Raw genomic sequence first — 25,155 nt, 5'->3', positions numbered from 1 at the left:
GGTGAGGCCTTCAGTTGATACTCAGGCGCTTGCGCAGGTCGCGCAGGGCAAAGCTGATCCAGGGCCAGAGCAAGGCGCTGATCACCGCCGACCACACCAGCGCCAGGGTCGGCAGGCGATTGCCGGTCAGGGCGCTAAGCCACAGCTGAACCAGCTGGGCAATGCCGAAGATCACCAGCACCACCAGGCACTGCTGCCACATCGGGAACATGCGCAGGCGCTGCTGCAGGGTCAGCACCAGGAAGGTGATCAGCGTCAGGACCAGGGCATTCTGGCCAAGCAGCGTGCCGTACAGCACGTCCTCGGCAAGGCCCAGCACGAACGCCGTGGTCATGCCGACCTTGTGCGGTACGTGAAGGGTCCAGAAAGCCAGCAGCATGGCCAGCCACATGGGCCGGAAGACTTCCATGAACTGCGGCATGGGTGACACGCTGAGCAACAGGCCGACCACGAACGTCAGCCAGATCACCCAGCCATTGTTGCTGCGCGAGCTAGGCATCATGGTCTCCGGGGTTGGACAGGCGCCGCTGCCGGACTGGCGGGCGCAGCCGGGGCCGGCGTGGCGGCGGGCGCGGCAGGTACGGTTGGGACCACGGGCGCAAGCGCGGCTGGTACGGCTGGAGCAACCGGTGCAAGCGCGGCAGGTGCCGCTGGGACTGCGGAAACAGGCGCCGCCGGGGCCGCCGGCTCACCCGTGGCAGGCGCCGGGGCGGCGGGCGCAGCGGCAGAGCCAACTGCGCCGTGGCGGTCGGCTTCTTCCTGGGCGATGGCCGCATCGGCGGCGCGCTGCTCGGGGGTGCGGCTGTCGCTGAACACCAGCAGCAGGTACCGGCTGCGGTTGAGGGCGGCGGTGGGAATGGCGCGGACAATGGCAAATGGCTGGCCGGAGTCGTGGATCACCTCGTTGACCGTGGCCACAGGGTAGCCTGCCGGGAAGCGCTGGCCGAGGCCGGAGCTGACCAGCAGGTCGCCTTCCTTGATATCGGCGGTGTCGGCCACATGGCGCAGTTCAAGCCGCTCGGGATTGCCGGTACCGCTGGCGATGGCGCGCAGGCCGTTGCGATTGACCTGCACCGGGATGCTGTGGGTCGTGTCGGTCAGCAGCAGCACGCGCGCCGTGTAGGGCATCAGCTCGACGACCTGGCCCATCAGGCCACGCGCATCGAGCACCGGCTGGCCAAGCACCACGCCATCGCGTTCGCCCTTGTTGATCACGATGCGATGGGTGAACGGGTTGGGATCGACGCCGATCAGTTCGGCCACCTCGACCTTCTCGTTGACCAGTGCCGAGGAGTTGAGCAACTCGCGCAGGCGCACGTTCTGCTCAGTCAGGGCGGCCAGCTTCTGCAGGCGTCCTTGCAGCAGCAGGGCCTCGGTCTTGAGTTTCTCGTTTTCGGCGGCAAGCTCGGTGCGGCTGCCAAACTGGCTGGCAACCCCTTGCCACAGGCGCTGCGGCACATCGGTGACTGCGTAGGATTCCATCAGCACCAGCCCCATCTGGCTGCGCACCGGCTTGAGCACGGCAAAGCGCGCATCGACCACCATCAAGGCGATCGACAGCACGACCAGAACGAGCAGACGAACCCCCAGTGAAGGGCCCTTGGTGAAAAGCGGTTTAATGGGCCGTTCCTCGTGGACGACGATTCAGGAGGTCATTGAGCATGGGGCAACGTACCAGCCTGCTTGCGGGTTGAGGGTAACGACGCCCAACGGACGCCAGCCCGGCACATACAGGTAGCACTGCGCGTGCTGCCTGTAAACCGGGCGTTCGACGGACTGACCGGGACTTACTCGCTGGAGAGCAGGTCCATGGAGTGCTTGTCCATCATCTCGAGGGCGCGGCCGCCGCCACGGGCGACGCAGGTGAGCGGGTCTTCGGCGACAATGACCGGCAGGCCGGTTTCCTGGGCCAGCAGCTTGTCGAGGTCACGCAGCAGCGCGCCGCCACCGGTCAGCACCAGGCCCCGCTCGGCGATGTCCGAGGCAAGCTCCGGTGGCGATTGCTCAAGGGCGCTCTTGACCGCCTGGACGATGGTCGCCAGGGATTCCTGCAGGGCTTCGAGCACCTCATTGGAATTGAGGGTGAAGGCACGTGGCACGCCTTCGGCCAGGTTACGACCGCGCACGTCGACTTCGCGCAGCTCGCCGCCCGGATAGGCGGTGCCGATTTCCTGCTTGATCCGCTCGGCAGTGGATTCGCCGATCAGGCTGCCGTAGTTGCGGCGCACGTAGGTGACGATGGCTTCGTCGAAACGATCGCCACCCACCCGTACGGATTCGGCGTAGACCACACCGTTCAGGGAGATGAGCGCGATCTCGGTGGTACCGCCACCGATGTCGACGACCATCGAGCCGCGGGCCTCTTCGACCGGCAGGCCAGCGCCAATGGCAGCGGCCATCGGTTCTTCGATCAGGAACACTTCACGCGCACCGGCGCCGAGGGCCGATTCACGGATCGCGCGGCGCTCTACCTGGGTCGATTTGCACGGCACGCAGATCAGTACACGTGGGCTGGGCTGCAGGAAGCTGTTTTCATGTACTTTGTTGATGAAGTACTGCAACATTTTTTCACAAACGCTGAAGTCGGCGATCACGCCGTCTTTCATCGGACGAATGGCGGCAATATTGCCCGGCGTACGGCCCAGCATGCGCTTGGCTTCGGTGCCGACCGCGACGACGCTCTTCTGATTACCGTGGGTGCGGATGGCAACAACCGACGGCTCATTGAGGACGATACCGCGCTCTCGCACGTAAATAAGGGTGTTGGCAGTGCCCAGGTCGATGGAAAGATCGCTGGAAAACATGCCACGCAGTTTCTTGAACATGGGAAAGTGACCCTAGGCAACGCGTGGGTAAAAAAGTGCGGCAAACTCTAACAATGACGGGGATTTTGGGCAAGGCGCCAATATGTTAAATTGGCTGTTTTTCCGAGCAAGCCAGCAGATGATCGCGGCCGTATGACCGCCAGAACGCCGGCATGTTCCTCATCGCGGACCCTTTCCGTTTTGTTTCCCCTGGAGATCCCCATGGCGCTTCAACGCTGCGACGTGGAAAAGATTGCCCACCTGGCCCGACTGGGCCTGGATGAAGGCGATCTGCCACGCATTACCGATGCCTTGAACAGTATTCTCGGGCTGGTCGACCAGATGCAAGCTGTCGACACCAGCGGTATCGAGCCCCTCGCCCACCCCCTGGAAGCCAGTCAGCGCCTGCGCGCCGACGTGGTAACCGAACGCAACCAGCGCGACGCCTACCAGGCCGTCGCACCGGCGACCCAAGACGGTCTGTACCTGGTTCCGAAAGTCATCGAGTAAGGGATAGAGCCTGCCATGCATCAACTGACACTGGCCGAGATCGCCCGCGGACTCGCCGACAAATCGTTTTCCTCCGAGGAGCTGACCCGCGCCCTGCTTGCGCGCATCCAGCAACTTGACCCACAGCTCAACAGCTTCATCAGCGTCACCGAGGAGCTGGCCCTGGGCCAGGCCCGTGCCGCCGACGCCCGCCGCGCCGCTGGCGATACCGGCGCGCTGCTGGGTGCGCCGATTGCCCACAAGGACCTGTTCTGCACCCAGGGTGTGCGCACCAGCTGCGGCTCGCGGATGCTCGACAACTTCGAGGCGCCGTATGACGCCACCGTTGTCGCGCGCCTCGCCGAGGCCGGCATGGTCACCCTGGGCAAGACCAACATGGACGAGTTCGCCATGGGTTCGGCCAACGAATCGAGCCACTACGGCCCGGTCAAGAACCCGTGGAACCTCGAACACGTGCCTGGCGGCTCGTCCGGTGGATCGGCCGCAGCCGTCGCCGCTCGCCTGCTGCCGGCGGCCACCGGCACCGATACCGGCGGCTCGATCCGCCAGCCCGCGGCGCTGACCAACCTTACCGGCCTGAAACCGACGTACGGTCGTGTCTCGCGCTGGGGCATGATCGCCTACGCCTCCAGCCTCGACCAGGGCGGCCCGATGGCCCGCACCGCCGAAGACTGCGCGCTGCTGCTGCAAGGCATGGCCGGTTTCGACGCCAAGGACTCCACCAGCATCGATGAGCCCGTGGCCGACTACAGCGCCGACCTCAACGCATCGCTCCAGGGCCTGCGCATCGGCTTGCCGAAGGAGTACTTCGGTACGGGCCTCGACCCGCGCATCGCCGACCTGGTCCAGGCCAGCGTCAAGGAGCTCGAGAAGCTCGGCGCGGTGGTCAAGGAAATCAGCCTGCCGAACATGCAGCACGCGATCCCGGCCTACTACGTCATCGCTCCGGCCGAGGCTTCCTCGAACCTGTCGCGCTTCGATGGCGTGCGCTTCGGCCATCGCTGCGACAACCCCAAGGACCTCACCGACCTGTACAAGCGCTCGCGTGGCGAAGGCTTCGGCACCGAGGTGCAGCGGCGCATCATGGTTGGCACCTATGCCCTGTCGGCCGGCTACTACGATGCCTACTACCTGCAGGCGCAGAAGATCCGCCGCCTGATCAAGAACGACTTCATGGCCGCGTTCAACGACGTCGACCTGATCCTGGGCCCGACCACGCCGAACCCGGCCTGGAAGCTTGGCGCCAAGAACAGCGACCCGGTCGCCGCCTACCTGGAAGACGTCTACACCATCACCGCCAACCTCGCGGGCCTGCCGGGCCTGTCGATGCCGGCCGGTTTCGTCGAGGGCCTGCCGGTCGGCGTGCAATTGCTCGCCCCGTACTTCCAGGAAGGCCGCCTGCTCAACGTCGCGCACCGCTACCAGCAAGTGACTGACTGGCACACCCGCGCACCCAACGGCTTCTGAGGAACTCACACATGCAATGGGAAGTTGTTATCGGGCTGGAGATTCATACCCAGCTCGCCACCCAGTCGAAGATTTTCTCTGGCAGCGCCACCACGTTCGGCTCCGAGCCGAACACCCAGGCCAGCCTTATCGACCTGGGCATGCCTGGCGTGCTGCCGGTGCTCAACCAGGAAGCCGTGCGCATGGCCTGCATGTTCGGCCTGGCCGTCGATGCCGAGATCGGCAAGCACAACGTGTTCGCGCGCAAGAACTACTTCTACCCCGATCTCCCCAAGGGTTACCAGATCAGCCAGATGGAACTGCCGATCGTCGGCAAGGGCCACCTGGACATCGCCCTCGAAGACGGCACCATCAAGCGCGTCGGCATCACCCGCGCGCACCTGGAAGAAGACGCCGGCAAGAGCCTGCACGAAGACTTCAGCGGCTCGACCGGGATCGACCTGAACCGCGCTGGCACTCCGTTGCTAGAGATCGTCTCCGAGCCCGACATGCGCAGCGCCAAGGAGGCCGTGGCCTACGTCAAGGCCATTCATGCGCTGGTGCGCTACCTGGGCATCTGCGATGGCAACATGGCCGAAGGCTCGCTGCGCTGCGACTGCAACGTGTCGATCCGGCCCAAGGGCCAGACCGAGTTCGGTACCCGCTGCGAGATCAAGAACGTCAACTCGTTCCGCTTCATCGAACGGGCGATCAATACCGAGATCCAGCGTCAGATCGACCTGATCGAGGACGGTGGCCGGGTGATCCAGGAAACCCGCCTGTACGACCCGAACAAGGACGAGACCCGCTCCATGCGCAGCAAGGAGGAAGCCAACGACTACCGTTACTTCCCGGACCCTGACCTGCTGCCGGTGGTCATCGAGGACGCGTTCCTCGAGGCCACCCGTTCAAGCTTGCCAGAGCTGCCGCCGCAGAAAGTCGAGCGCTTCCAGAGCCAGTATGGCCTGTCGGCCTATGACGCCAACGTGCTGGCGTCGAGCCGCGAGCAGGCAGACTACTTCGAGCAGGTAGTGAGCATCGGCGGCGACGCCAAGCTTGCGGCCAACTGGGTGATGGTCGAGCTGGGCAGCCTGCTCAACAAGCTGGGCGTCGAGATCGACCAGGCGCCGGTTACCGCCGCGCAACTGGGCGGCATGCTGCTGCGCATCACCGACAACACCATCAGCGGCAAGATCGCCAAGGTGGTCTTCGAGGCGATGGCGGGTGGCGAAGGCGATGCCGACGCGATCATCGAGAGCCGCGGACTCAAGCAGGTCACCGATAGCGGTGCGATCGAGAAGGTGCTTGATGAAGTGCTGGCGGCCAACGCTGAGCAGGTCGAGCAATACCGCGCCGCCGACGAAGCCAAGCGTGGCAAGATGTTCGGCTTCTTTGTCGGGCAGGCCATGAAGGCCTCCAAGGGCAAGGCCAACCCGCAGCAGGTGAACCAGCTGCTCAAGGCCAAGCTGGAAGGCTGATTCACACCACCCTTGTGTGTGTGTGTAGGAGCGGCCTCGTGTCGCGAAGCGGCCCCGAAGGGGCCGTAAAACCATTCACCTCGTTGTGTCAGTCATACTGAGGTGAATGGTTCACGGCCCCTTCGGGGCCGCTTCGCGACACAAGGCCGCTCCTACACAACACACGCACACACGCACAAAGACACACGCATGGCAGTGGTCCGCGGTGGTTTCTGGAGTTATGGATATATGTGGCGTCCCCTCAGCGCACTCGCGCTTTTCACCGTGCTGGCCGGCTGCGCCAGTCACGACACCGCCCCCGACGGTTACGACAAGACCGGTACCGCCTCCTACTATGGCTCACGCCACCACGGCAGCCGTACCGCCAGTGGCGAGCGCTTCAACCAGCATGGCCTGACCGCCGCGCACCGCAGCCTGCCTTTCGGCAGCCGGGTGCGGGTCACCAACCTGAACAACCAGCGCAGCGTCGTGGTCCGCATCAATGACCGTGGCCCGCATTCGCGAGGCCGCCTGATCGACCTGTCCCGCGCCGCGGCGCAAAAAATCGGCATGATCCGTAGCGGAACCGCCCGCGTGCGGGTACAAGGTCTGAGCAATTGACCTGACACGGAGCCGCTCCCATCTTCGACCTAGCCACCCTCCCCACTTTCAGCCTCTTGCAACTGGCCTTCGGCTTGCTGTTGCTGATCGCCGGGGCCGAGCTGTTGGTGCGCGCCGCGCTGCACCTGGCCCTGCGCCTGCACGTACGGCCGCTGATCATCGGCCTGAGCCTGGTGGCGTTCGGCAGCACGGCGCCGCAGCTGACCGTCAGCCTGCAGGCCACCTACCAGGGCGCTCCGGACGTTGCCGTCGGCAGCGTCGTAGGCAGCAATATCTTCAATGTGCTGGTGATCCTGGGCCTGGCGGCACTGATCATTCCGCTGCGGGTATCGCGCCAGCTGGTGCGGCTGGACCTGCCCTTGATGATCGCCGCCAGCGCGCTGGTCTACGTGCTGGCGCTCAATGGCTACCTGGGACGACTCGAGGGGTTGGTGCTGGTGCTGGGCCTGATGGGCTACCTGGCGATGCTCTGGCATCAGTCACGTCACTATGCACGGACCTACCCTGCGCCCGATCCAGCCCCGCGCCCCGCCGGCCGTTTCTGGTCCGGCGCGGTGCTGCAGATCCTGCTGGGGCTTGGCCTGCTCAGCCTGGCCGGACACTTGCTGCTTGAAGCCGCCGTCGAAGTGGCGACCGACCTCGGGCTTTCCGAACGGATCATCGGCCTGACCGTGGTCGCGGTGTGTACCTCGTTGCCGGAATTGGCGGCGGCGTTGATCGCGGCCTTGCGCGGCGAGCGGGAAATCGCCGTCGGCACCGTGATCGGCAGCAACCTGTTCAACCTGCTGGCGGTGCTGGGGCTGACGGCGCTGATAGCACCCGAACCGCTGTCGATTTCACCCAACGCCCTGGATTTCGACTTGCCGGTGATGCTGGGCGTCGCGGTCCTGAGCCTGCCGGTGTTCTACTCGGGCTACCGGATAACCCGCGCCGAGGGCGTGGTGTTCCTGGGCCTGTACCTGGCCTACGGTCTGCACGTCGTAGCCTTCACCACCGGCATGCCGCTGGCCGGCCGCCTGGAGCACCTGATGCTGTTCTATGCATTGCCTGCGCTTGGGGCGGTGTTGTTGTACACCACCCTGCGCGCCTGGCGCCGCCAGCACTGAGGGCGGGTGGTCAGTTGCCGCAGTCGGTCGGCCTGGCCTTTTTCTTCAACCGGAACGCCACGCCCAGCACGGCAATCCACAGCGGAATCAGCAGCACCGAGATACGGATCGACGGGGTCAGCAACATCACCCCCAGGATCAGCACGATGAAGGCCAGGCACAGGTAGTTGGTGACCGGATGCCCCCAGCTTGGATAGAACGGCTTTTCAGCGGCAGCCAGCTTGGCACGGCGGAACTTCAGGTGGGTGATGCTGATGCTCGCCCAATTGATCACCAGCGCCGACACCGCCAGCGCCATCAGCAGGCCAAAGGCCTCGCCCGGCATGACGTAGTTGATGATCACGCATAGCCCGGTGGCGAGCGCCGAGACGCCCAGCGCTGCCAGCGGCACGCCGCGGCGGTTGACCTTGAGCAGCGCGCGCGGTGCGTCGCCCTGGGTGGCCAGGCCGAACAGCATGCGGCTGTTGGCATAGACGCAGCTGTTGTAGACCGACAGCGCCGCCGTCAACACCACCACATTGAGCAGCGTGGCGACCAGGTTACTGTCCAGGTTGTGGAAGATCATCACGAACGGGCTGCCGCCCTGCACCACCTTCTGCCAAGGGTACAGCGACAACAGCACGGCCAACGCACCGATGTAGAAGATCAGGATGCGGTAGACCACCTGGTTGGTGGCGCGCGGAATGCTGTGACGCGGGTTGTCCGCCTCGGCAGCGGTGATACCGACCAGTTCCAGGCCGCCAAAGGAGAACATGATCACCGCCATGGCCATCACCAGGCCGGTGATGCCATTGGGGAAGAACCCGCCGTACTGCCACAGGTTGGCGATGTCTGCATCCGGCCCACCGGTGCCGCTGGCCAGCAGGTAGGCGCCAAAGCCGATCATGCTGACAATCGCCACCACCTTGACCAGCGCGAACCAGAACTCCATCTCACCGTAGACTTTCACCTGGGAGAGGTTGATCAGGTTGATCACCACGAAGAAGATCGCCGCGGTTGCCCAGGTAGGGAAGCCTGGCCACCAGTACTGCACATAGATGCCCACGGCGGTCAGTTCCGCCATGCCCACCAGCACGTACACCACCCAGTAGTTCCAGCCCGAGACAAAGCCTGCGAACTCGCTCCAGTAGCGATGGGCAAAATGGCTGAAGCTGCCGGCGACGGGTTCCTCGACCACCATCTCGCCAAGCTGGCGCATGATGAAGAAGGCCATCAGGCCGGCAATGGCGTAGCCCAGCAGCACCGAAGGCCCTGCCAGCTGAATGGTCTGGGCGATGCCCAGGAACAGCCCGGTGCCGATGGCGCCACCGAGGGCGATCAGCTGGATATGGCGATTTTTCAGCCCGCGCTGCAATCGCTCGGGCGTGCTCTGGTCTTGCATGAAGTGTCCTTAAAGCCGGAGGCAGTGTTGTTGGCGTTGTGTGCGGTCAGGATCTAGATCCATCCACCCCACTGCAATAGGAAGATTCCGATGTTGGTGGTGATCGCCGCCGCCAGCGTGGTGATGACGATGATCGATGCCGCCAGCTCGTGGTTGCCGTTGGCCGCCCGCGCCATGACGTAGCTGGCTGCGGCGGTCGGGCTGCCGATGTAGAGGAACAGGATCCCCAGCTCCGCCCCGCGAAAGCCGCATAGCCAGCCGCCGAGGGTGCCGATGATCGGCAACCAGACCATCTTCACCAGGCTGGCGCTGATCGCCAGCTTGCCGCTGTCGCGCAGGGATGCCAGGGACAGTGTGCCGCCGATGCAGATCAGGGCAAGGGGCAGGGACATCTGCGCCAGGTAGTCGCCGGAGGTCAGCAGCCAGTTGGGCAACGGCACCTGGCCGTACGCCAGCGCCGTCGCGGCCAGCACGCTGATGATCAGCGGGTTGCTGAAGATGCTCTTGCAGATGCTCCAGGGATCGGACTTCAGGTCCGGGCTGTACACCGCCAGGACCACCGCCGACAGGGAGTTGTACAAGAGGATGACCAGTCCGGCCAGCACCGCGCCCAGTGAAATGCCGTAGTCGCCGTAGAGGCTGGCCGCCAGGGCCAGGCCGATGACGCCGTTGTTGCCGCGAAACCCGCCTTGGGTGTAGATGCCACGGTCCGCAAGCGGGCAGCGCCAGATCGCGAAGCCCCAGGCCATGGCGAAGCCGAGCAGGGTCGAGACGACGAAATAGGCGATGAGATCGCCCTGCACGGCCGTGGACAGGTCAGCGTGGTAGATGCCCAGGAACAGCAGCGCCGGCATGCACACGTTGAACACCAGGTTCGAGGCGAGGTGGATGAAATTGTCGTCGATCAGCCGGATGCGCTTGAGCAGCACGCCCATGAACAACATGGCGAAGACCGGTGCCGTGATGTTCAGTGTCTGGATGAGAAGGGCGAGCATTGACAGCGATCCCATGGTGGCCGTTAGGTCGCTAATGATACGTGAGTGCCACGGAGTTTTGGGGCCGCAAAGCGGCCCCGGAAAAAATCAGCGGCGGACCGGCCGCTTCTGCAGCTTGCGCTGCAACGTGCGCCGGTGCATGCCAAGCGCACGCGCGGTGGCGGAGATATTGCCTTCGTGCTCGGACAACACGCGCTGGATGTGCTCCCACTGCAGGCGGTCCACCGACATCGGGTTTTCTGGCACCAGGCTGTCAAGGTCGGCGTGCTCGGCGAACAGCGCGGCCAGCACGTCATCGGCATCGGCCGGCTTGCACAGATAATTGCAGGCGCCGCGCTTGATGGCCTCGACTGCGGTGGCAATGCTTGAATACCCCGTGAGGATCACCACGCGCATCTCGGCATCGAGCTCCAGGAGCTTGGGCAGCAGCACCAGGCCCGAGTCACCTTCCATCTTGAGGTCGAGGGTGGCGTAGTCGGGCTTGTCCTTCTGCGCGAGCTCCAGGCCTTCCTCGGCCGAGGAGGCGGTGCTCACGCGAAAGCCGCGCCGGCTCATGGCTCGGGCCATGACCCGGGTAAAGGTGGCATCGTCATCCACCAGCAACAGATGCGGCAGCTCTTCGCTTTCGACCTGGTTTTCTTCGCTCATCGTTTATCTCCTCGCGTGCCCTGTGGCAGGCGCAATTCGGTCAGGGTGCCGCCCTGTTCATGACTATAGAGTTTTACCGAGCCGCCCGCACGGGTGACGCTGGCCTTGCTCAGGAAAAGGCCCAGGCCGAAGCCTTTGCCCTTGGTGGTAAAGAACGGCTTGCCGATCGACTCGGCAATGGCCGCCGGCACGCCGGGGCCATGGTCGCGGATGCTGATGACGATGTACTGGCCATCCCAGTCAAGGGACACCTCCAGGTTGTCGGGGCAGGCATCGGCGGCATTGTTCAGCAGGTTCAGCAGCGCCTGGGTCAGGTCGGGCGGCGGCGCGAGGCTCGGCACCTGGCCTTGGCCCAGGCGCTGGAAGCGGTAACTGGTTTCGGGGCGCATCAGGTGCCAGCGGTCCAGCGACTCGTTGAGCCAGAGGGTGACGTCCTGCTCGACCACCGCCATGCGCCGGTTCGCCTCGGCGGCGCGCACCAGCTGCTGCAGGGTCTGCTTGCACAGCTTGACCTGGTCTTGCAGCACGGCCAGGTCTTCCTGCAGCTGCGGATCCTTGTGGTCGCTGCGCATCTCGCTGAGCAGCACGCTCATGGTCGACAGCGGCGTGCCCAGCTCGTGGGCCGCGCCCGCCGCCTGGGTGGCCACGGCCAGCAGTTGCTCGTCACGCAGCCCCTCCTCCCGGCGTTCGGCGCGCAGCTGCTCCTGGCGGCGCAGCTCCTCGGCCATGCGCGCGGCAAAGAAGGTGATCACCGCTGCGGCCAGGGCAATACTCAGCCACATGCCGTACACCTGCATCGTCTCGCGCGCCATCGGCAGCGGGTCAAGCGGGTAGAACTGCACCAGCAACAAGCTGTAGGCAGCCAGGGCGAGGCCCGACAGCACCAGCGAGTAGACCCACGGCAAGGTCACCGCGGCTATCGCCAGCGGCACCAGGTAATAGGAGACGAACGGGTTGGTCGAGCCGCCCGAGTAATAGAGCAAGGCGCTGTGGATCAGCAGGTCGCAGGCCAGCTGGAAGGCGTATTCGAGTTCGGTCACCGGCAGCGACAGGCGCAGGCGCAAGGCCGTGAAGGCGCACAGCAGCGAGGACAGGGCCAGGGTGAGCACCAATGCGAACCAGGGCAGTGGCAGCAGGTCGGTCCAGTAGGCGACGCCCACCGAGCCTGCCTGGGCGGCAAGGACCAGGACGCGGATGAAGGTCAGCCGCCAGAGGTTCTGGCGAGTGGCGGACAGCGGGTGTTCGGCGGCGAGCATGCGCTCTCCTGAATATGAGTGCTGCGGATGGATCGCCGGGAGTATACCCAAGCCTGCCCCCCGGCTGCAGCGCTGCGGCAAAGCGCCACACTTTTTTACACACCCGGCAGGGGCACTTGTGAACCTGACTACACTCTCCGAGTCTTACGGGCCATGCGTGGAATGGATGGCCTTTTCACGCCCCTGCCAAGGAGTCACACATGCACATCCCCCGTCGCAGCGCTGCCCTGCTGCTCTCATGTGGCCTGCTGGCCAGCAGCGTCTCGGCACTGGCGGCTGACGAGCCGCGCTATTACAACCAGGTGTCGCTGCGTGCCGAAGTGAGCAAGGAAGTGGCGCGCGACCTGATGGTCGTGACCCTGTACAGCGAAGCACAGAACAACGACCCGGCCGCACTCGCCAAGCAGATCACCGAAACCATGAACAAGGCCGTGCAGCAGGCCCGGCAGGTCAAGGACGTGAAGATCAGCCAAGGCAGCCGCAACAGCTATCCGATCTACGACAACAAGGGCCAGAGGATCACCGGCTGGCGCGAACGCGCCGAGCTGCGCCTGGAAAGCGCCGATTTCCCGGGCTTGTCCAAGCTTACCGGCGACTTGCTGCAGGACCTGAAGATGGGCGGCATGGACTTCTCCATCGCCCCCGCCACGCGCAAGACCAGCGAGGATGCCCTGCTCAAGGAAGCGGTCGATGCCTTCAAGGCACGCGCGCAACTGGCGACGCAGGCCATGGGCGGCAACGGCTACAAGGTGGTCAACCTCAACCTCAACAGCACCGGGTATCCGCGCCCTTACATGCGCGCCGCGCCAATGATGATGAAGGCCGACAGTGCCGCCGAGGCCGCGCCGTCGCCGGACGTCGAGGCAGGCACCACCGAGGTCAGCATGAGCGCCGACGGGATGATCGAAGTCCAGATGCCATGAACACCCGGCCGCGATCCTGTGTAGGATCGCGGCCATTTTCGGTCCGCAAACGTTAAACCTCGCCTAAAATTACATCCATGCGACATTCAGGTACGCCAGTACCACATTCTTGACGCCAGCTATCCTTCCGAGTGTTGCATTGGCAACAGCCTCTGCATAAGTTCGGAAGGTCGGCCCACGAGGCCGGCCTCACCCAAAAATGACAACAATGAGGCCACCATGCTCAAACATGCAGTCATTCCGTTCCTGGTCGGTGCAGGCTTGCTCGCCAGCGCCCCTGGCGCCCTCGCCGCGTCCAACCTGGTGTTCTGCTCCGAAGGCAGTCCTGCAGGCTTCGACCCCGGGCAGTACACCACCGGAACCGACTTCGACGCCTCAGCCGAGACAGTCTTCAACCGCCTGAGCCAGTTCGAGCGCGGCGGCACCGCCGTCATCCCTGGCCTTGCCACCTCCTGGGATGTGTCCGACGATGGCCTGACCTACACCTTCCACCTGCGCGAGGGGGTCAAGTTCCATACCACCGACTTCTTCAAGCCGACCCGCGCGTTCAACGCCGACGATGTGCTGTTCACCTTCAACCGCATGCTCGACAAGGACATGCCGTTCCGCAAGGCCTACCCCACCGAGTTCCCGTATTTCACCGACATGGGCATGGACAAGAACATCGCCAGGATCGAGAAGGTCGACGAGCACACGGTCAAGTTCACGCTCAACGGCGTCGACGCGGCGTTCATCCAGAACCTGGCCATGAGCTTTGCCTCGATCCAGTCCGCCGAATATGCCGAGCAGTTGCTCAAGCAGGGCAAGCCCGCCGACATCAATCAGAAGCCGATCGGCACGGGCCCGTTCGTGTTCAGCAAGTACCAGAAAGACGCGCAGATCCGCTTCAAGGGCAACAAGGACTACTGGCAACCGGATGACGTGAAGATCGACAACCTGATCTTCGCCATCACCACCGATGCTTCGGTGCGCATGCAGAAGCTGAAGAAGAACGAGTGCCAGGTCACGCTGTTCCCGCGGCCGGCCGACATCGAGCCGTTGAAGAAAGACCCCAAGCTGAACATGCCCGATCAGGCCGGTTTCAACCTCGGCTACATCGCCTACAACGTGATGGACAAGATCAAGGGCAGCGACCAGCCCAATCCCATGGCCCAGCTCAAGGTCCGGCAGGCGCTGGACATGGCGGTGAACAAGCAGCAGATCATCCAGTCGGTCTATCAGGGCGCGGGCCAGCTGGCGGTCAACGCCATGCCGCCGACTCAGTGGTCCTACGACACCACCATCAAGGACGCTGCGTTCGACCCCGAAAAAGCCAAGGCCCTGCTCAAGGAAGCCGGCGTCCAGGAAGGCACCGAAATCACCCTGTGGGCCATGCCCGTGCAACGCCCCTACAACCCCAATGCCAAGCTGATGGCCGAGATGCTGCAATCGGACTGGGCAAAGATCGGCATCAAGGCCAAGATTGTCAGCTACGAATGGGGTGAGTACATCAAGCGCTCCAAGGGCGGCGAGAACGGCGCCATGCTGATCGGCTGGAGTGGCGACAACGGTGACCCGGACAACTGGCTCGGCACGCTCTTCGGCTGTGACGCGGTGTCGGGCAACAACTTCTCCAAGTGGTGCTACAAGCCTTTCGACGACCTGATCAAGCAAGCCAAGGCCACCCCCGACCAGGCCAAACGCACCGAGCTGTATAAACAGGCGCAACACATCCTCAAGGACCAGGTGCCGATGACCCCCATCGCCCATTCCACGGTCTATCAGCCGATGAGCAAAACGGTGCATGACTTCAAGATCAGCCCATTCGGGCTCAACTCGTTCTACGGGGTCAGCGTCAGCAAATGAGCCGTGCTCTGCGCCTCCATGCCTGATGTTCACATAGGGTTGTAGTTCTCACTTGGGCGTCCTGTAGGCAGCGCGGAAACCTCCTACCTGTCTACAGGAAACGTCCTACACGATCTAAGGCAAACGTACCTTCCGGCATGTGCCCGCCGCTCGTATGGTTCACGCATGCACTGTCAGCGCGGTTCGACTGACAGTGTGCGATAAATCCACACGAACGCGGAAGAGGAGACCTGTACCACGGGTTTGCACGCTGTCGGCACTGATACCCCCCACCCGATGGAAGTCTGGAAGTGAACTCCACTCCTCGGCCTCGTGCGGCCCGATTTACTTGCAATCACATTGGCAAACGTTTGCAACCCGATTCAACCGCACCAGGCCCGGCCCTGAAGCCGGCGATAACTAAAAAAAGAAAGGGAGCTTCACGATGAGAGTATTCACCAGCACCGCACTGGCACTGACCCTTGGCGCAATGTCCGCCCCGGCCGAGGCTGATCTGGCCAGCCAGGACTTCTACCCCCTGACGCCCGTCTCCACCAGCGCCCAGGGCGACGCCGAGGGGCTGATCGAGGGCCAGAGCCTGGCGGGCACTACCCGCAACTGGTACTCCCATGAAAAAGGGACACGTGACACCCGCTTCGGCTACTACAAGAGCGACGGCAACCGCCACGACACACGGCGTCGTGAGAACTGGGTGCAGGGCACCATACTCGACTACAGCTCAGGCTTTACCCAAGGCTCCGTAGGCTTTGCCCTCCAGGCCGCCGCCTACAACGCCATCGCGCTGGAGCAGGGGCGCTCGACCGTGGCAGGGCCGAACAACCGCACCCTCACCCACGGCGATGGCGATGTCGTCGGCCAGTGGAGCAAGCTGGGCCTTGCCAACCTGCAGGCACGGATTGGCAACACCACCCTCAGCGCCGGCCGCCAGGCCATGGATACGCCGATGATCGCCTCGATCGGCAACCGGGCCCTGCCTTCCAGCTTCCAGGGCGTCAGCCTGCACAGCGCCGAGTTCGACAACCTGTCGTTAGACCTGGGCAGCTTCGACCGGGTATCGCCGCGTACCGAGCAGAGCCTGAGCAAGTTTCGCTCCGAGTATGGCGCCGCAGGCCAGGAAACCGACCGCGCGAGCACCTTCGGCATCAACTACCAGCCGCTGAAGAGCCTGACCACCAGCCTCTACGCCGCCAAAGTCGACGACTTCTGGAACCAGTACTATTTCGGCGCGACCCATGAACTGGGCGACAGCGCGGTGCTGAGCCTCACTACCGGTCTCAATTACTACAAGACCCGGGACGAAGGCCGCAGCAAGCTCGGCGCGATCGACAACGAGACCTACAGCCTGTCGCTAGGCCTGCGGCACCAGGCGCACTCGCTGACCGTCGCGTACCAGGAGGTCGATGGCAACGAGTACTTCGACTACCTGCACGAAACCAACGGCATCTTCCTGGCCAATTCACTGTTTTCGGATTACAACGGCCCCAATGAGAAGTCCCTGCAGATTGCCTACGTACTGGACATGGCGCCTTACGGGGTTCCCGGCCTCACGTTCAACCTGTACAACGCGCGTGGCTGGGGTATCGACGGCACCCACTACAAGGGTAGCGGTTACGACCTGGCCGGCATGGACGGCGAGACCCACTACGAGTGGAGCGCGGGCACCACGTACGTGATGCAGGATGGCCCGCTGAAGAACAGCAGCATCCGCGCCACTTACACCGCCCACCGGGCAAGCAAGGGCCAGGCCGACGGCAACCTCGACGAGCTGCGTATCGTCACCACCCTTCCTTTCAACATCCTCTGACTGCGCCGCGTCATGGCCTGCCCTCGCGGGCCGTGGCGTCTAAGCTGAATAACCGAGCACCGGGAGATTCCATGAAAGCGCTATCGCTACGGGTTGCCTTGGCTGCCCTGATATTGGCCCCCGCCACAGGCATCGTGGCCAAGCCGCTGGTGGTCTGCACCGAGGCCAGCCCCGAGGGCTTCGACATCGTCCAGTACACCACTGCGGTGACCGCCGATGCCGCGGCCGAGACCCTGTTCAACCGCCTGGTCGACTTCAGGCCGGGCACCACCGAAATCCAGCCGGCCCTGGCAGAACGCTGGGAGATCAGCCCGGACGGCCTGACGTACACCTTCCACTTGCGCCAGGGCGTGAAATTCCACCACACCGACTACTTCGCGCCGACCCGCGAGATGAACGCCGACGACGTGATCTGGAGCTTCCAGCGCCAGCTCGACCGCAACCACCCATGGCACGACAAGACCAGCGTCGGCTTTCCCTACTTCGAAAGCATGAGCTTCAGCGCCCTCCTCAAGTCGGTCGAGAAGCAGGACGAGCACACCGTGGTCTTCACCCTCAACCACCGCGAAGCGCCGTTCCTGCGGGACCTTGCCATGGGCTTCACGTCGATCTACTCGGCCGAATATGGCGACCAGCTGCTCAAGTCCGGCAAGACCCAGAATCTCAACAGCAAGCCGATCGGCACCGGGCCGTTCATCTTCCAGCGCTACAACAAGGACGCCCAGGTCCGCTTCAAGCCTAACCCCGACTACTTCAGGGGCAAGCCACCCGCCGATGCGCTGATCTTCGCCATTGCCACCGACAGCAACGTGCGCCTGCAAAAGCTGCGCGCCAACGAGTGCCAGGTCGCGCTGTATCCCAAGCCCGATGATGTGCCCGCGATCAAGGCCGACCCCACGCTCAAGGTCGCCGAGATCGAAGGCTTGTTCACCGGCTATATCGCCATGAACACCCAGCGCCCGTACATGAGCGACGTGCGGGTGCGCAGGGCGATCAACATGGCGTTCGACCGCCAGAGCCATGTCGACCAGTTGTTCGGCAAAGGCAACGCGATGGTGGGGGTCAATCCTTATCCACCGAGCATGTTGGGTTTCAATACCGATAACAGGAACCCGCCCCGCGACCTGGACAAGGCCCGCGCCATGCTCAAGGAGGCCGGCGTGCCCCAGGGCACCGTGCTGACCCTGTTCACCCGCAATGGCGGTGGCGGGAGCAACCCCAATCCGCGCCTGAGCGCCGAGATGTTCCAGGCCGACCTGCGCCAGGTCGGCATCACGCTGGAAGTACGGGTCATGGAATGGGCCGAGATGCTGCGCCGTGCGAAAAACGGCGAAGCCGACATGGTCGCCACCGGCTGGGCCAGCGACAACGGCGACCCGGACAATTTCCTCAGCCCGCTGCTCAGCTGCGATGCCGTCAAAAGTGGCGAGAACTATGCGCGCTGGTGCAACCCTAAGTTCCAGGCGTTGATCACCGAGGCGCGCCAGGTGAGTGGCGATGATCAACGCGCCAGGCTCTATGTCGAGGCGCTGGCGGTGTACGATGACGAGCGGCCGTGGATCAGCATGGCCCATCCGAAGACGTTCACGGCCATGCGCGCGAACGTGGAGGGTTATCACATCAACCCTCTGCTCAATAACAACTTCGCCACTACCCAGGTGAAGTAGAACAAGAACGATCGCCAGCCCTATCCGGGCTGGCGGTATTGCCTTGACCGGCCGCTGATGAGGTACACCCGACGATGTTCAGTTTTATTGCCCGGCGCCTGGGGTTGCTGATCCCGACGTTTTTCGGCATCACCCTGCTGACCTTTGCGCTCATACGCCTGATCCCGGGCGACCCGGTGGAAGTGATGATGGGCGAGCGCAGGGTCGACCCCGAGATGCACGCCCAGGCCATGGAGCGCCTCGGCCTGAACAAGCCCCTGCCAGAGCAGTACCTGGATTATGTCGGCAAGCTCGTCCAGGGCGACCTGGGTGAATCGCTGCGCACCCGCGAAAGCGTGTGGAACGAGTTTCTCGTGCTGTTCCCGGCAACCCTGGAGCTGGCGCTGTCCGCGCTGCTGTTTGCCGGCGTGGTCGGCCTGCTGGCCGGGGTGATCGCCGCCCTCAAGCGGGGCTCGCTGTTTGACCACGGGGTGATGGGTATATCGCTTGCCGGCTATTCGATGCCGATCTTCTGGTGGGGCCTGATCCTGATCATGTTCTTCTCCGTCAGCCTGGGCTGGACGCCGGTCTCGGGAAGGATCGACCTGCTCTACGACATCGAGCCGAAAACCGGTTTCATGCTGATCGACACCCTGCTCAGCGATGAAGAAGGCGCTTTCAAGGATGCCGTGATGCACCTGATCCTGCCCGCGATCGTGCTGGGCACCATCCCGCTGGCGGTGATCGCCCGCATGACCCGCTCATCGATGCTCGAGGTGCTGCGCGAGGACTACATCCGCACCGCCCGCGCCAAGGGCCTGTCGCCCGCCCGCGTGGTGTTCGTGCATGGCCTGCGCAACGCGCTGATCCCGGTGCTGACGGTGTTTGGCCTGCAGGTCGGCACGCTGCTGGCCGGGGCTGTGCTCACCGAGACCATCTTTTCCTGGCCGGGCATCGGCAAATGGCTGATCGAAGCCATCGGCGCCCGCGACTACCCCGTGGTACAGAACGGCATCCTGTTGATTGCCTGCCTGGTGATCCTGGTCAACTTCGTCGTGGACATCCTCTACGGCCTGGCCAACCCACGCATCCGTCACCAGCGCTGAGGCCCCGCCATGACTACCCCATTTGCAAAAACCGTGATCCCGGCCGCGCCCGTCGACCAGAGCCTGCTGTACCCCTCCCCTTACAAGGAGTTCTGGCACGCATTCTCGCGCAACAAGGGCGCGGTGGCCGGCCTTGCCTTCATGTGCCTGATCGTCTTCTGCGCGCTGTTCGCCCCCTGGGTGGCACCCCACGACCCGAGCGAGCAGTACCGTGACTTCCTGCTGACCCCGCCGGTCTGGCTCGAAGGAGGCACCTGGCAGTACATCCTGGGCACCGACGAACTGGGCCGCGACCTGCTATCGCGGCTGATACAGGGCGCGCGGCTGTCGCTGCTGATCGGCCTGTCGTCGGTGGTGATCTCGCTGATCCCCGGGGTGATGCTGGGCTTGCTGGCCGGTTTCTTCCCGCGCTTTCTCGGCCCGTCGATCATGCGCCTGATGGACGTGATGCTGGCCCTGCCTTCGCTGCTGCTGGCCGTGGCCATCGTCGCCATCCTTGGCCCTGGCCTGATCAACACCGTGATCGCCATTGCCATCGTCTCCCTGCCCTCCTATGTGCGCCTGACCCGCGCCGCAGTCATGGGCGAGCTCAACCGCGACTATGTCACCGCCGCCCGCCTCGCGGGTGCCAGCCTGCCGCGGCTGATGTTCATCACCGTGCTGCCCAACTGCATGGCGCCACTGATCGTGCAGGCCACCTTGAGTTTCTCTTCCGCGATCCTCGATGCCGCCGCCCTGGGCTTCCTGGGCCTGGGCGTGCAACCGCCGACGCCCGAATGGGGCACCATGCTGGCCTCGGCCCGCGACTACATCGAGCGGGCCTGGTGGGTAGTGAGCCTGCCCGGCCTGACGATTCTGCTCAGCGTGCTGGCAATCAACCTGATGGGCGACGGGCTGCGCGACGCACTTGACCCCAAACTCAAGAACGCCGCCTGAGGAACATGCCATGTCACTGTTGCAGATAAACAACCTGAACGTGCGCTTTGGCGACGCCAATGCGGTGCCCGTGGTCGATGGCCTGGACCTGGCGGTGGACGCTGGCGAGATCCTGGCGATCGTTGGCGAGTCCGGCTCGGGCAAGTCGGTGACCATGATGGCCGTGATGGGCCTGATCGAAGCCCCCGGCCGCATCACCGCCGATACCTTGCGCTTTGCTGGCACCGACATGCTCAAGCTCAGCGCCCGACAACGGCGCAAGGTGGTCGGCAAGGACATCGCCATGGTCTTCCAGGACCCGATGACCGCGCTCAACCCGAGCTACACCGTGGGGTACCAGATCGAGGAAGTTCTCCGCCAGCACCTGGGCCTCAAGGGCAAGGCCGCGCGCCAGCGCGCCCTGGAGCTGCTCAAGAAGGTCGAGATCCCTGCCCCTGAAAGCCGCCTCGATGCCTACCCGCACCAGCTCTCCGGCGGCATGAGCCAGCGCGTGGCGATCGCCATGGCCATTGCCGGCGAGCCCCGGCTGCTGATCGCCGACGAACCCACTACCGCGCTGGACGTCACCATCCAGGCGCAGATCATGGAACTGCTGGTCCACCTGCAGAAAGAGCAGGACATGGCCCTGATCCTGATTACCCACGATCTTGCCGTGGTCGCCGAGACCGCCAAGCGGGTGTGCGTGATGTACGCAGGCCAGGCGGTTGAAGTCGGCCAGGTGCCGGAACTGTTCGACGTTCCGGCGCACCCCTACAGCGAAGCCCTGCTGGCGGCGATCCCCGAGCACAGCATCGGCGCCGACCGGCTCGCGACCTTGCCCGGCATCGTCCCTGGCCGCTACGACCGGCCGGTCGGGTGCCTGCTCTCGCCGCGCTGTCCCTACGTGCGCGACAACTGCCGCCAGGAACGTCCCGCCCTTGATCCCAAGGCCCACAGCCTGGCGCGCTGTTTCTATCCGCTGAATCAGGAGGTGGCGTGATGACTGTCGTACTGACCGCCCGCGAACTCACCCGGCACTATGAAGTTTCCCGCGGCCTGTTCAAGGGGCATGCACTGGTGCGCGCGCTCAATGGCGTATCCTTCGAGCTGGAGGCCGGCAAGACGCTGGCCGTGGTCGGCGAATCCGGCTGCGGCAAATCCACTCTCGCCCGCGCCCTGACCCTGATCGAAGAGCCCTCGTCGGGCTCGTTGCAGATCGCAGGCCAAGAGGTGGCAGGCGCCAGCAAGCAACAGCGCAAGCAATTGCGCCGCGATGTGCAGATGGTCTTCCAGAGCCCTTACGCCTCCCTCAATCCACGCCAGAAGATCGGTGACCAACTGGCCGAGCCGTTGCTCATCAATACCCGCTTGAGCAAGGCCGAGCGCCGCGAAAAAGTCCAGGCCATGATGCAGCAGGTAGGTCTGCGGCCCGAGCACTACCAGCGTTATCCGCACATGTTCTCCGGCGGCCAGCGCCAACGCATCGCCCTTGCCCGCGCCATGATGCTGCAGCCCAAGGTGCTCGTGGCGGATGAGCCTACCTCCGCGCTCGACGTCTCGATCCAGGCCCAGGTATTGAACCTGTTCATGGATTTGCAGAAAGAGTTCGGCACTGCCTACGTGTTCATTTCCCACAACCTTGCGGTGGTACGGCATGTGGCGGATACCGTGCTGGTGATGTACCTCGGACGCCCGGCGGAGATGGGGCCCAAGGAAGATATCTACGCCAGGCCCCTGCATCCGTATACACAGGCATTGCTGTCGGCGACACCGGCGATTCATCCGGATCCGTCGAAGCCGAAGATCCGCATCGTGGGCGAGCTGCCGAATCCGCTGAATCCGCCGGATGGATGCGCGTTTCACAAGCGGTGCCCGTATGCCACGGAGCGTTGCGCGGTGGAAGTGCCGGCGTTCCGGGCGGTAGAGACGCGGCAGGTGGCTTGTCACTATGCGGAGCAGTTTCTGTAGAGAAATGTGCGCTTCGGGCGTTGTGGCGCCCTTGAGATCGAGCGCCGCGTGCGCGGCGCATCGCGGGGCGTGCGCTTGGGGACTTGTGGCGCCGCTGAGATCGAGCGCCGCCCGCGCGGCGCATCGCGGGGCGTGCGCTTGGGGCCTTGTGGCGCCGCTGAGATCGAGCGCCGCCCGCGCGGCGCATCGCGGGACAAGCCCGCTCCCACATTTGTTGCAACGTGCCATGGCCTGACAGACTGGACTCTTAGCCTTGTTGGTACGGCGAGGAACCTGGAGTGAGCACACCAGCCTCCCACCACTTTTCTGCCATGCACCAAGGCTGACAACCCAAATCCCACAGGCCCTGGCACGTTGCAACAAATTGTGGGAGCGGGCTTGTCCCGCGATGCGCCGCGCGGGCGGCGCTCGATCTCATGGGCGCCACAAGGCCCCAAGCGCACGCCTCGTGGGCCAGGACAGAATTCCGGAAAAAAAAAGCCGTCATCCCAGGATGACGGCTTTTCTCATGGAGCGCAGCGGATCAGTGCATGAAGATCGCGATCAGGATGATCAACGGGATCGGGATTCCGAGGAACCAAAGCAAGAGTGAGCGCATAGTATTTCTCCTTGTCCTTCAGGCAATGTCAAAAACGTTAACGGACCGGCGTGGTACCGACATAGTTGGTGCGGCGCGTGGCATCACCATCATCCAACCAACGGGCCTGGTCACGCTGGCGGCCACCAAACAGTGCGGCAAGGCTGGCGAAGAAGGCACCGCACAGCAGCGCGATGAAGGTCCAGATCGCGGTCCAGGCAGCAGCGGAGGCAGCGGCGTCAGCTGCTTTCTGCGCGGCAACCTTGGCATCTTCAGCCGCTTGGCGTGCCTGAGCGTAGACCTGGTCGACGCGGGCTTCGGCTTCGGCCTGGGTCAGGCGGGTACGCTGGGCAACCAGCTGCGCCAGATAGGTGCGGTCTTCGGCAGTCAGCGTACCGTCGCCAGCCAGGGTCTTGGTCAGGATGCGGCCTGCAACACCATTGGCAGCGTCTTCGCTGACTGCGGCAGGACCGTCGGCGCGGAACAGCGTATCAACGAAATACCCCATCGGATCGCCACCCTTCGAATCGGCCGCAGCACCACCAGCCGCCATGCCAGCACCGCTGGCAACACCCGAAACAACACTGGCACCGGCTTGGGCGCCGGCACCCACTACGTTACCGAGGGTCCCTGCGATCAGCATGGCAGCAACCAGGGTTGCCACCGCCCAGGACAGGAAACCATGGGCCGTATCACGGAAGTAGACTTCATCACCATGCAGATTGGCCCATTTCACCCGCAGGCGGCCTGCAACATAGCCGCCCAGGCCTGAGGCCAGGATCTGCGTGACCAGCAACCATACAATGGTGGAAATACCGAGCGCCTTGGCACTGGCGCCTTCATGAGCCCAAGGCGAGGTGGCTGCAAAGCCCAGTCCCGCACCGAGTATCACTAGGATCAGCGACAACGCAGCCGCAGCAGCGGCACCTGCAAAGATGGCCGCCCAGGAGACTCCTGAGCGATTTGGGCCGTCCGAGACGGCGGATGAGTATTCGGCAGAGGTGATCATCGTTAGGCGCCTTTTTTGGTGGGCAACAAGTCCATTCGCCTAACGACTGGTGCAGCGGGTGTGCCAAGTGTGTCAATTCATGACTTCTTGGAAAATCAATGAGTTAGCTTCAAGACCTTTCCTAGGACCGTGCAAAATGCCAGATAAGGCCTTGTCGACCATGGTCTTCTGCAACGTTCTGCTGCCAGCATTGCGCCTGCCACGGCACTCCTCAAGACTGCACCTGCGCCTTCATGGCCGAGTATTGATCTGTTTCTGCAAATTCTGGATCTGGCTCTGCAAGGTGCTGATGTTCCGCGTCACCTGGCCCCGGAACGCGTCGAACTCCTGCACCGTGGCGCCGCTGGCGGCTGCGGCGGCGGGCGCGGGGCGGTTGTCGATCTGGCTCTTGAGCACCAGGACATCCTGCTCCAGGCTCTGGATCGCGGTACTCGGATTGCCTTGCTTCTTCAATGCAGCGATATCACCGCCGAGACTCTTGAGCTGCGTATCGATCTTGCCGCCATCCACCTGGCCGGCTTTCAAGGCAGCGAGCTCGGTATTCACGGCCGATAGCTGCGCCTGCAGCTGGGCCAGCTGTTCAACGCTGGCTTGCTGGCGAGCTTCGTTGGCCTGGTGTTGCGCCAGACTGGCCTGCTGTTGCTCGTTGACTTGCTTCAATGCCTCCTCCAGCCGCTTGCCCAGGTCCTGGGCCTGACCGGCCACGCCTTGCTGCTGGGTGCCCTGCTCTGTCAGGCCGGCCTGCAACTGGCGAATCTGCAATTTCAACGCTTCGCTTTCGCTGGAAACAGTGGTTTCGCTGGCGGCGACCTTGCCGCTGATCGCTTGCAGGCGCCCGGCGGCTTCTTCGCTGATGCGCGCGAAGCTTTCCTGGGTAGCAACGAGTTGCTGCTCCATCAGCGAGATCTGCTGGAAGCTCCACCAGCCAAGGCCTGCGAGAGCAATGAACGAAGCGCACAGCAAAGCCCACAGCGGCGCCGTGGAGGCGGGCCGGGCTGCCTTCTCGCGGCTGCGCGCAATATGCGCCGGCAGGAGTTCGTCGTCGTCACGGGTGCCGGCGTGCAGGGTCGGCACGTCGTAATGATCTTCTCGGGCATTGTTACGCATGGGGAGCTTTCAACCAAAGGAGTAATAGCAA

At 63.8% G+C, this 25,155-nt stretch carries 22 protein-coding genes; 13 read left to right on the top strand and 9 right to left on the bottom strand.

Annotated elements, in window-relative coordinates:
* Nucleotides 1–10 precede the first annotated feature (10 nt).
* From mreD to mreB, 3 genes are all read right to left on the bottom strand, one after another.
* On the bottom strand, nt 11–499 hold the full coding sequence (mreD, locus tag AC0ZZU_RS04070; RefSeq protein WP_158459404.1) for a rod shape-determining protein MreD: 489 nt from the start codon (nt 497–499) through the stop codon (nt 11–13).
* Nucleotides 499–1,590: a rod shape-determining protein MreC gene (gene mreC / locus AC0ZZU_RS04065; protein WP_476339494.1), complete on the bottom strand. Its 1,092-nt coding sequence runs from the start codon at nt 1,588–1,590 to the stop codon at nt 499–501. The genes mreD and mreC overlap by 1 nt, the downstream gene beginning before the upstream one ends.
* Before the next feature lie 197 nt (nt 1,591–1,787).
* Entirely contained in the window at nt 1,788–2,825 is a 1,038-nt protein-coding gene (mreB, locus tag AC0ZZU_RS04060) for a rod shape-determining protein MreB (protein ID WP_158460018.1), read from the bottom strand.
* Nucleotides 2,826–3,026: 201 nt separating this feature from the next.
* On the opposite strand from mreB, the gene gatC reads away from it, so the two are divergent.
* From gatC to AC0ZZU_RS04035, 5 genes are all read left to right on the top strand, one after another.
* Nucleotides 3,027–3,314: an Asp-tRNA(Asn)/Glu-tRNA(Gln) amidotransferase subunit GatC gene (gene gatC / locus AC0ZZU_RS04055; protein ID WP_476339275.1), complete on the top strand. Its 288-nt coding sequence runs from the start codon at nt 3,027–3,029 to the stop codon at nt 3,312–3,314.
* A gap of 15 nt (nt 3,315–3,329) precedes the next feature.
* Entirely contained in the window at nt 3,330–4,781 is a 1,452-nt protein-coding gene (gene gatA, locus AC0ZZU_RS04050; RefSeq protein ID WP_476339274.1) for an Asp-tRNA(Asn)/Glu-tRNA(Gln) amidotransferase subunit GatA, read from the top strand.
* Nucleotides 4,782–4,792: 11 nt separating this feature from the next.
* The gene (gene gatB, locus AC0ZZU_RS04045) at nt 4,793–6,238 is read left to right on the top strand and encodes an Asp-tRNA(Asn)/Glu-tRNA(Gln) amidotransferase subunit GatB (RefSeq protein ID WP_476339273.1); all 1,446 of its coding nucleotides are present in this window, start codon (nt 4,793–4,795) and stop codon (nt 6,236–6,238) included.
* 228 nt (nt 6,239–6,466) lie between these two features.
* Complete coding sequence (locus AC0ZZU_RS04040) at nt 6,467–6,838, top strand: septal ring lytic transglycosylase RlpA family protein (protein WP_476339272.1); 372 nt, start codon at nt 6,467–6,469, stop codon at nt 6,836–6,838.
* A gap of 62 nt (nt 6,839–6,900) precedes the next feature.
* Nucleotides 6,901–7,944 carry a calcium/sodium antiporter gene (locus tag AC0ZZU_RS04035; protein ID WP_476339493.1) on the top strand — a complete coding sequence of 348 codons (1,044 nt, stop codon included), beginning with the start codon at nt 6,901–6,903 and terminating at the stop codon, nt 7,942–7,944.
* A gap of 10 nt (nt 7,945–7,954) precedes the next feature.
* On the opposite strand, the gene AC0ZZU_RS04030 is transcribed toward AC0ZZU_RS04035, so the two are convergent.
* The 4 genes from AC0ZZU_RS04030 to AC0ZZU_RS04015 all read right to left on the bottom strand — a co-directional run bounded on the left by AC0ZZU_RS04030 (nt 7,955) and on the right by AC0ZZU_RS04015 (nt 12,224).
* Nucleotides 7,955–9,325, bottom strand: coding sequence for an amino acid permease (locus AC0ZZU_RS04030; RefSeq protein ID WP_476339271.1), 1,371 nt, complete (start codon nt 9,323–9,325; stop codon nt 7,955–7,957).
* A 53-nt stretch (nt 9,326–9,378) separates the two neighbouring features.
* Complete coding sequence (locus tag AC0ZZU_RS04025; RefSeq protein WP_476339270.1) at nt 9,379–10,320, bottom strand: AEC family transporter; 942 nt, start codon at nt 10,318–10,320, stop codon at nt 9,379–9,381.
* 87 nt (nt 10,321–10,407) lie between these two features.
* A complete protein-coding gene (locus AC0ZZU_RS04020; RefSeq protein ID WP_476339269.1) occupies nt 10,408–10,968 on the bottom strand; it encodes a response regulator transcription factor in 561 nt (186 codons plus the stop codon).
* Entirely contained in the window at nt 10,965–12,224 is a 1,260-nt protein-coding gene (locus tag AC0ZZU_RS04015) for an ATP-binding protein (RefSeq protein ID WP_476339268.1), read from the bottom strand. Before AC0ZZU_RS04015 ends, AC0ZZU_RS04020 begins: the two co-directional genes overlap by 4 nt.
* Before the next feature lie 200 nt (nt 12,225–12,424).
* Between AC0ZZU_RS04015 and AC0ZZU_RS04010 the strand changes: the two genes are divergently transcribed.
* The 8 genes from AC0ZZU_RS04010 (at nt 12,425) to AC0ZZU_RS03975 (ending at nt 22,431) form a co-directional block, all read left to right on the top strand.
* The gene (locus AC0ZZU_RS04010; RefSeq protein WP_476339267.1) at nt 12,425–13,147 is read left to right on the top strand and encodes an SIMPL domain-containing protein; all 723 of its coding nucleotides are present in this window, start codon (nt 12,425–12,427) and stop codon (nt 13,145–13,147) included.
* Between the two features lie 219 nt (nt 13,148–13,366).
* On the top strand, nt 13,367–14,992 hold the full coding sequence (locus tag AC0ZZU_RS04005) for an ABC transporter substrate-binding protein (RefSeq protein ID WP_476339266.1): 1,626 nt from the start codon (nt 13,367–13,369) through the stop codon (nt 14,990–14,992).
* A gap of 424 nt (nt 14,993–15,416) precedes the next feature.
* Complete coding sequence (locus tag AC0ZZU_RS04000; RefSeq protein ID WP_476339265.1) at nt 15,417–16,796, top strand: OprD family porin; 1,380 nt, start codon at nt 15,417–15,419, stop codon at nt 16,794–16,796.
* Nucleotides 16,797–16,867: 71 nt separating this feature from the next.
* Nucleotides 16,868–18,463 carry an ABC transporter substrate-binding protein gene (locus AC0ZZU_RS03995; protein WP_476339264.1) on the top strand — a complete coding sequence of 532 codons (1,596 nt, stop codon included), beginning with the start codon at nt 16,868–16,870 and terminating at the stop codon, nt 18,461–18,463.
* A gap of 74 nt (nt 18,464–18,537) precedes the next feature.
* Nucleotides 18,538–19,548, top strand: coding sequence for an ABC transporter permease subunit (locus AC0ZZU_RS03990; RefSeq protein ID WP_476339263.1), 1,011 nt, complete (start codon nt 18,538–18,540; stop codon nt 19,546–19,548).
* A 9-nt stretch (nt 19,549–19,557) separates the two neighbouring features.
* Complete coding sequence (locus AC0ZZU_RS03985) at nt 19,558–20,484, top strand: ABC transporter permease subunit (protein ID WP_158460003.1); 927 nt, start codon at nt 19,558–19,560, stop codon at nt 20,482–20,484.
* A 10-nt stretch (nt 20,485–20,494) separates the two neighbouring features.
* On the top strand, nt 20,495–21,463 hold the full coding sequence (locus AC0ZZU_RS03980; protein WP_476339262.1) for an ABC transporter ATP-binding protein: 969 nt from the start codon (nt 20,495–20,497) through the stop codon (nt 21,461–21,463).
* Nucleotides 21,463–22,431 carry a peptide ABC transporter ATP-binding protein gene (locus AC0ZZU_RS03975; RefSeq protein WP_476339261.1) on the top strand — a complete coding sequence of 323 codons (969 nt, stop codon included), beginning with the start codon at nt 21,463–21,465 and terminating at the stop codon, nt 22,429–22,431. Before AC0ZZU_RS03980 ends, AC0ZZU_RS03975 begins: the two co-directional genes overlap by 1 nt.
* Nucleotides 22,432–23,066: 635 nt before the next feature.
* On the opposite strand, the gene AC0ZZU_RS03970 is transcribed toward AC0ZZU_RS03975, so the two are convergent.
* Nucleotides 23,067–24,017 (bottom strand): hypothetical protein, encoded by a 951-nt coding sequence (locus AC0ZZU_RS03970; RefSeq protein WP_476339260.1) that lies wholly within the window; start codon nt 24,015–24,017, stop codon nt 23,067–23,069.
* 231 nt (nt 24,018–24,248) lie between these two features.
* Nucleotides 24,249–25,124, bottom strand: a complete 876-nt coding sequence (locus AC0ZZU_RS03965) for an ATPase (RefSeq protein ID WP_476339259.1) — start codon at nt 25,122–25,124, stop codon at nt 24,249–24,251.
* Between the last annotated feature and the right edge of the window lie 31 nt (nt 25,125–25,155).

The organism is Pseudomonas sp. JE3303, assembly GCF_056312565.1.
The sequence above is the reverse complement of the archived record's forward strand: the minus strand, read 5'-3'. Positions and strand labels throughout refer to the sequence as shown.

Bases quoted from the DNA above. Each gene is read 5' to 3' on its own strand.
- mreD (WP_158459404.1), bottom strand. From the start codon at position 499: ATGCCTAGCTCGCGCAGCAACAATGGCTGGGTGATCTGGCTGACGTTC.
- mreB (WP_158460018.1), bottom strand. From the start codon at position 2,825: ATGTTCAAGAAACTGCGTGGCATGTTTTCCAGCGATCTTTCCATCGAC.
- gatC (WP_476339275.1), top strand. From the start codon at position 3,027: ATGGCGCTTCAACGCTGCGACGTGGAAAAGATTGCCCACCTGGCCCGA.
- gatA (WP_476339274.1), top strand. From the start codon at position 3,330: ATGCATCAACTGACACTGGCCGAGATCGCCCGCGGACTCGCCGACAAA.
- gatB (WP_476339273.1), top strand. From the start codon at position 4,793: ATGCAATGGGAAGTTGTTATCGGGCTGGAGATTCATACCCAGCTCGCC.
- AC0ZZU_RS04040 (WP_476339272.1), top strand. From the start codon at position 6,467: ATGTGGCGTCCCCTCAGCGCACTCGCGCTTTTCACCGTGCTGGCCGGC.
- AC0ZZU_RS04030 (WP_476339271.1), bottom strand. From the start codon at position 9,325: ATGCAAGACCAGAGCACGCCCGAGCGATTGCAGCGCGGGCTGAAAAAT.
- AC0ZZU_RS04025 (WP_476339270.1), bottom strand. From the start codon at position 10,320: ATGCTCGCCCTTCTCATCCAGACACTGAACATCACGGCACCGGTCTTC.
- AC0ZZU_RS04020 (WP_476339269.1), bottom strand. From the start codon at position 10,968: ATGAGCGAAGAAAACCAGGTCGAAAGCGAAGAGCTGCCGCATCTGTTG.
- AC0ZZU_RS04015 (WP_476339268.1), bottom strand. From the start codon at position 12,224: ATGCTCGCCGCCGAACACCCGCTGTCCGCCACTCGCCAGAACCTCTGG.
- AC0ZZU_RS04010 (WP_476339267.1), top strand. From the start codon at position 12,425: ATGCACATCCCCCGTCGCAGCGCTGCCCTGCTGCTCTCATGTGGCCTG.
- AC0ZZU_RS04005 (WP_476339266.1), top strand. From the start codon at position 13,367: ATGCTCAAACATGCAGTCATTCCGTTCCTGGTCGGTGCAGGCTTGCTC.
- AC0ZZU_RS04000 (WP_476339265.1), top strand. From the start codon at position 15,417: ATGAGAGTATTCACCAGCACCGCACTGGCACTGACCCTTGGCGCAATG.
- AC0ZZU_RS03995 (WP_476339264.1), top strand. From the start codon at position 16,868: ATGAAAGCGCTATCGCTACGGGTTGCCTTGGCTGCCCTGATATTGGCC.
- AC0ZZU_RS03990 (WP_476339263.1), top strand. From the start codon at position 18,538: ATGTTCAGTTTTATTGCCCGGCGCCTGGGGTTGCTGATCCCGACGTTT.
- AC0ZZU_RS03985 (WP_158460003.1), top strand. From the start codon at position 19,558: ATGACTACCCCATTTGCAAAAACCGTGATCCCGGCCGCGCCCGTCGAC.
- AC0ZZU_RS03980 (WP_476339262.1), top strand. From the start codon at position 20,495: ATGTCACTGTTGCAGATAAACAACCTGAACGTGCGCTTTGGCGACGCC.
- AC0ZZU_RS03975 (WP_476339261.1), top strand. From the start codon at position 21,463: ATGACTGTCGTACTGACCGCCCGCGAACTCACCCGGCACTATGAAGTT.
- AC0ZZU_RS03970 (WP_476339260.1), bottom strand. From the start codon at position 24,017: ATGATCACCTCTGCCGAATACTCATCCGCCGTCTCGGACGGCCCAAAT.
- AC0ZZU_RS03965 (WP_476339259.1), bottom strand. From the start codon at position 25,124: ATGCGTAACAATGCCCGAGAAGATCATTACGACGTGCCGACCCTGCAC.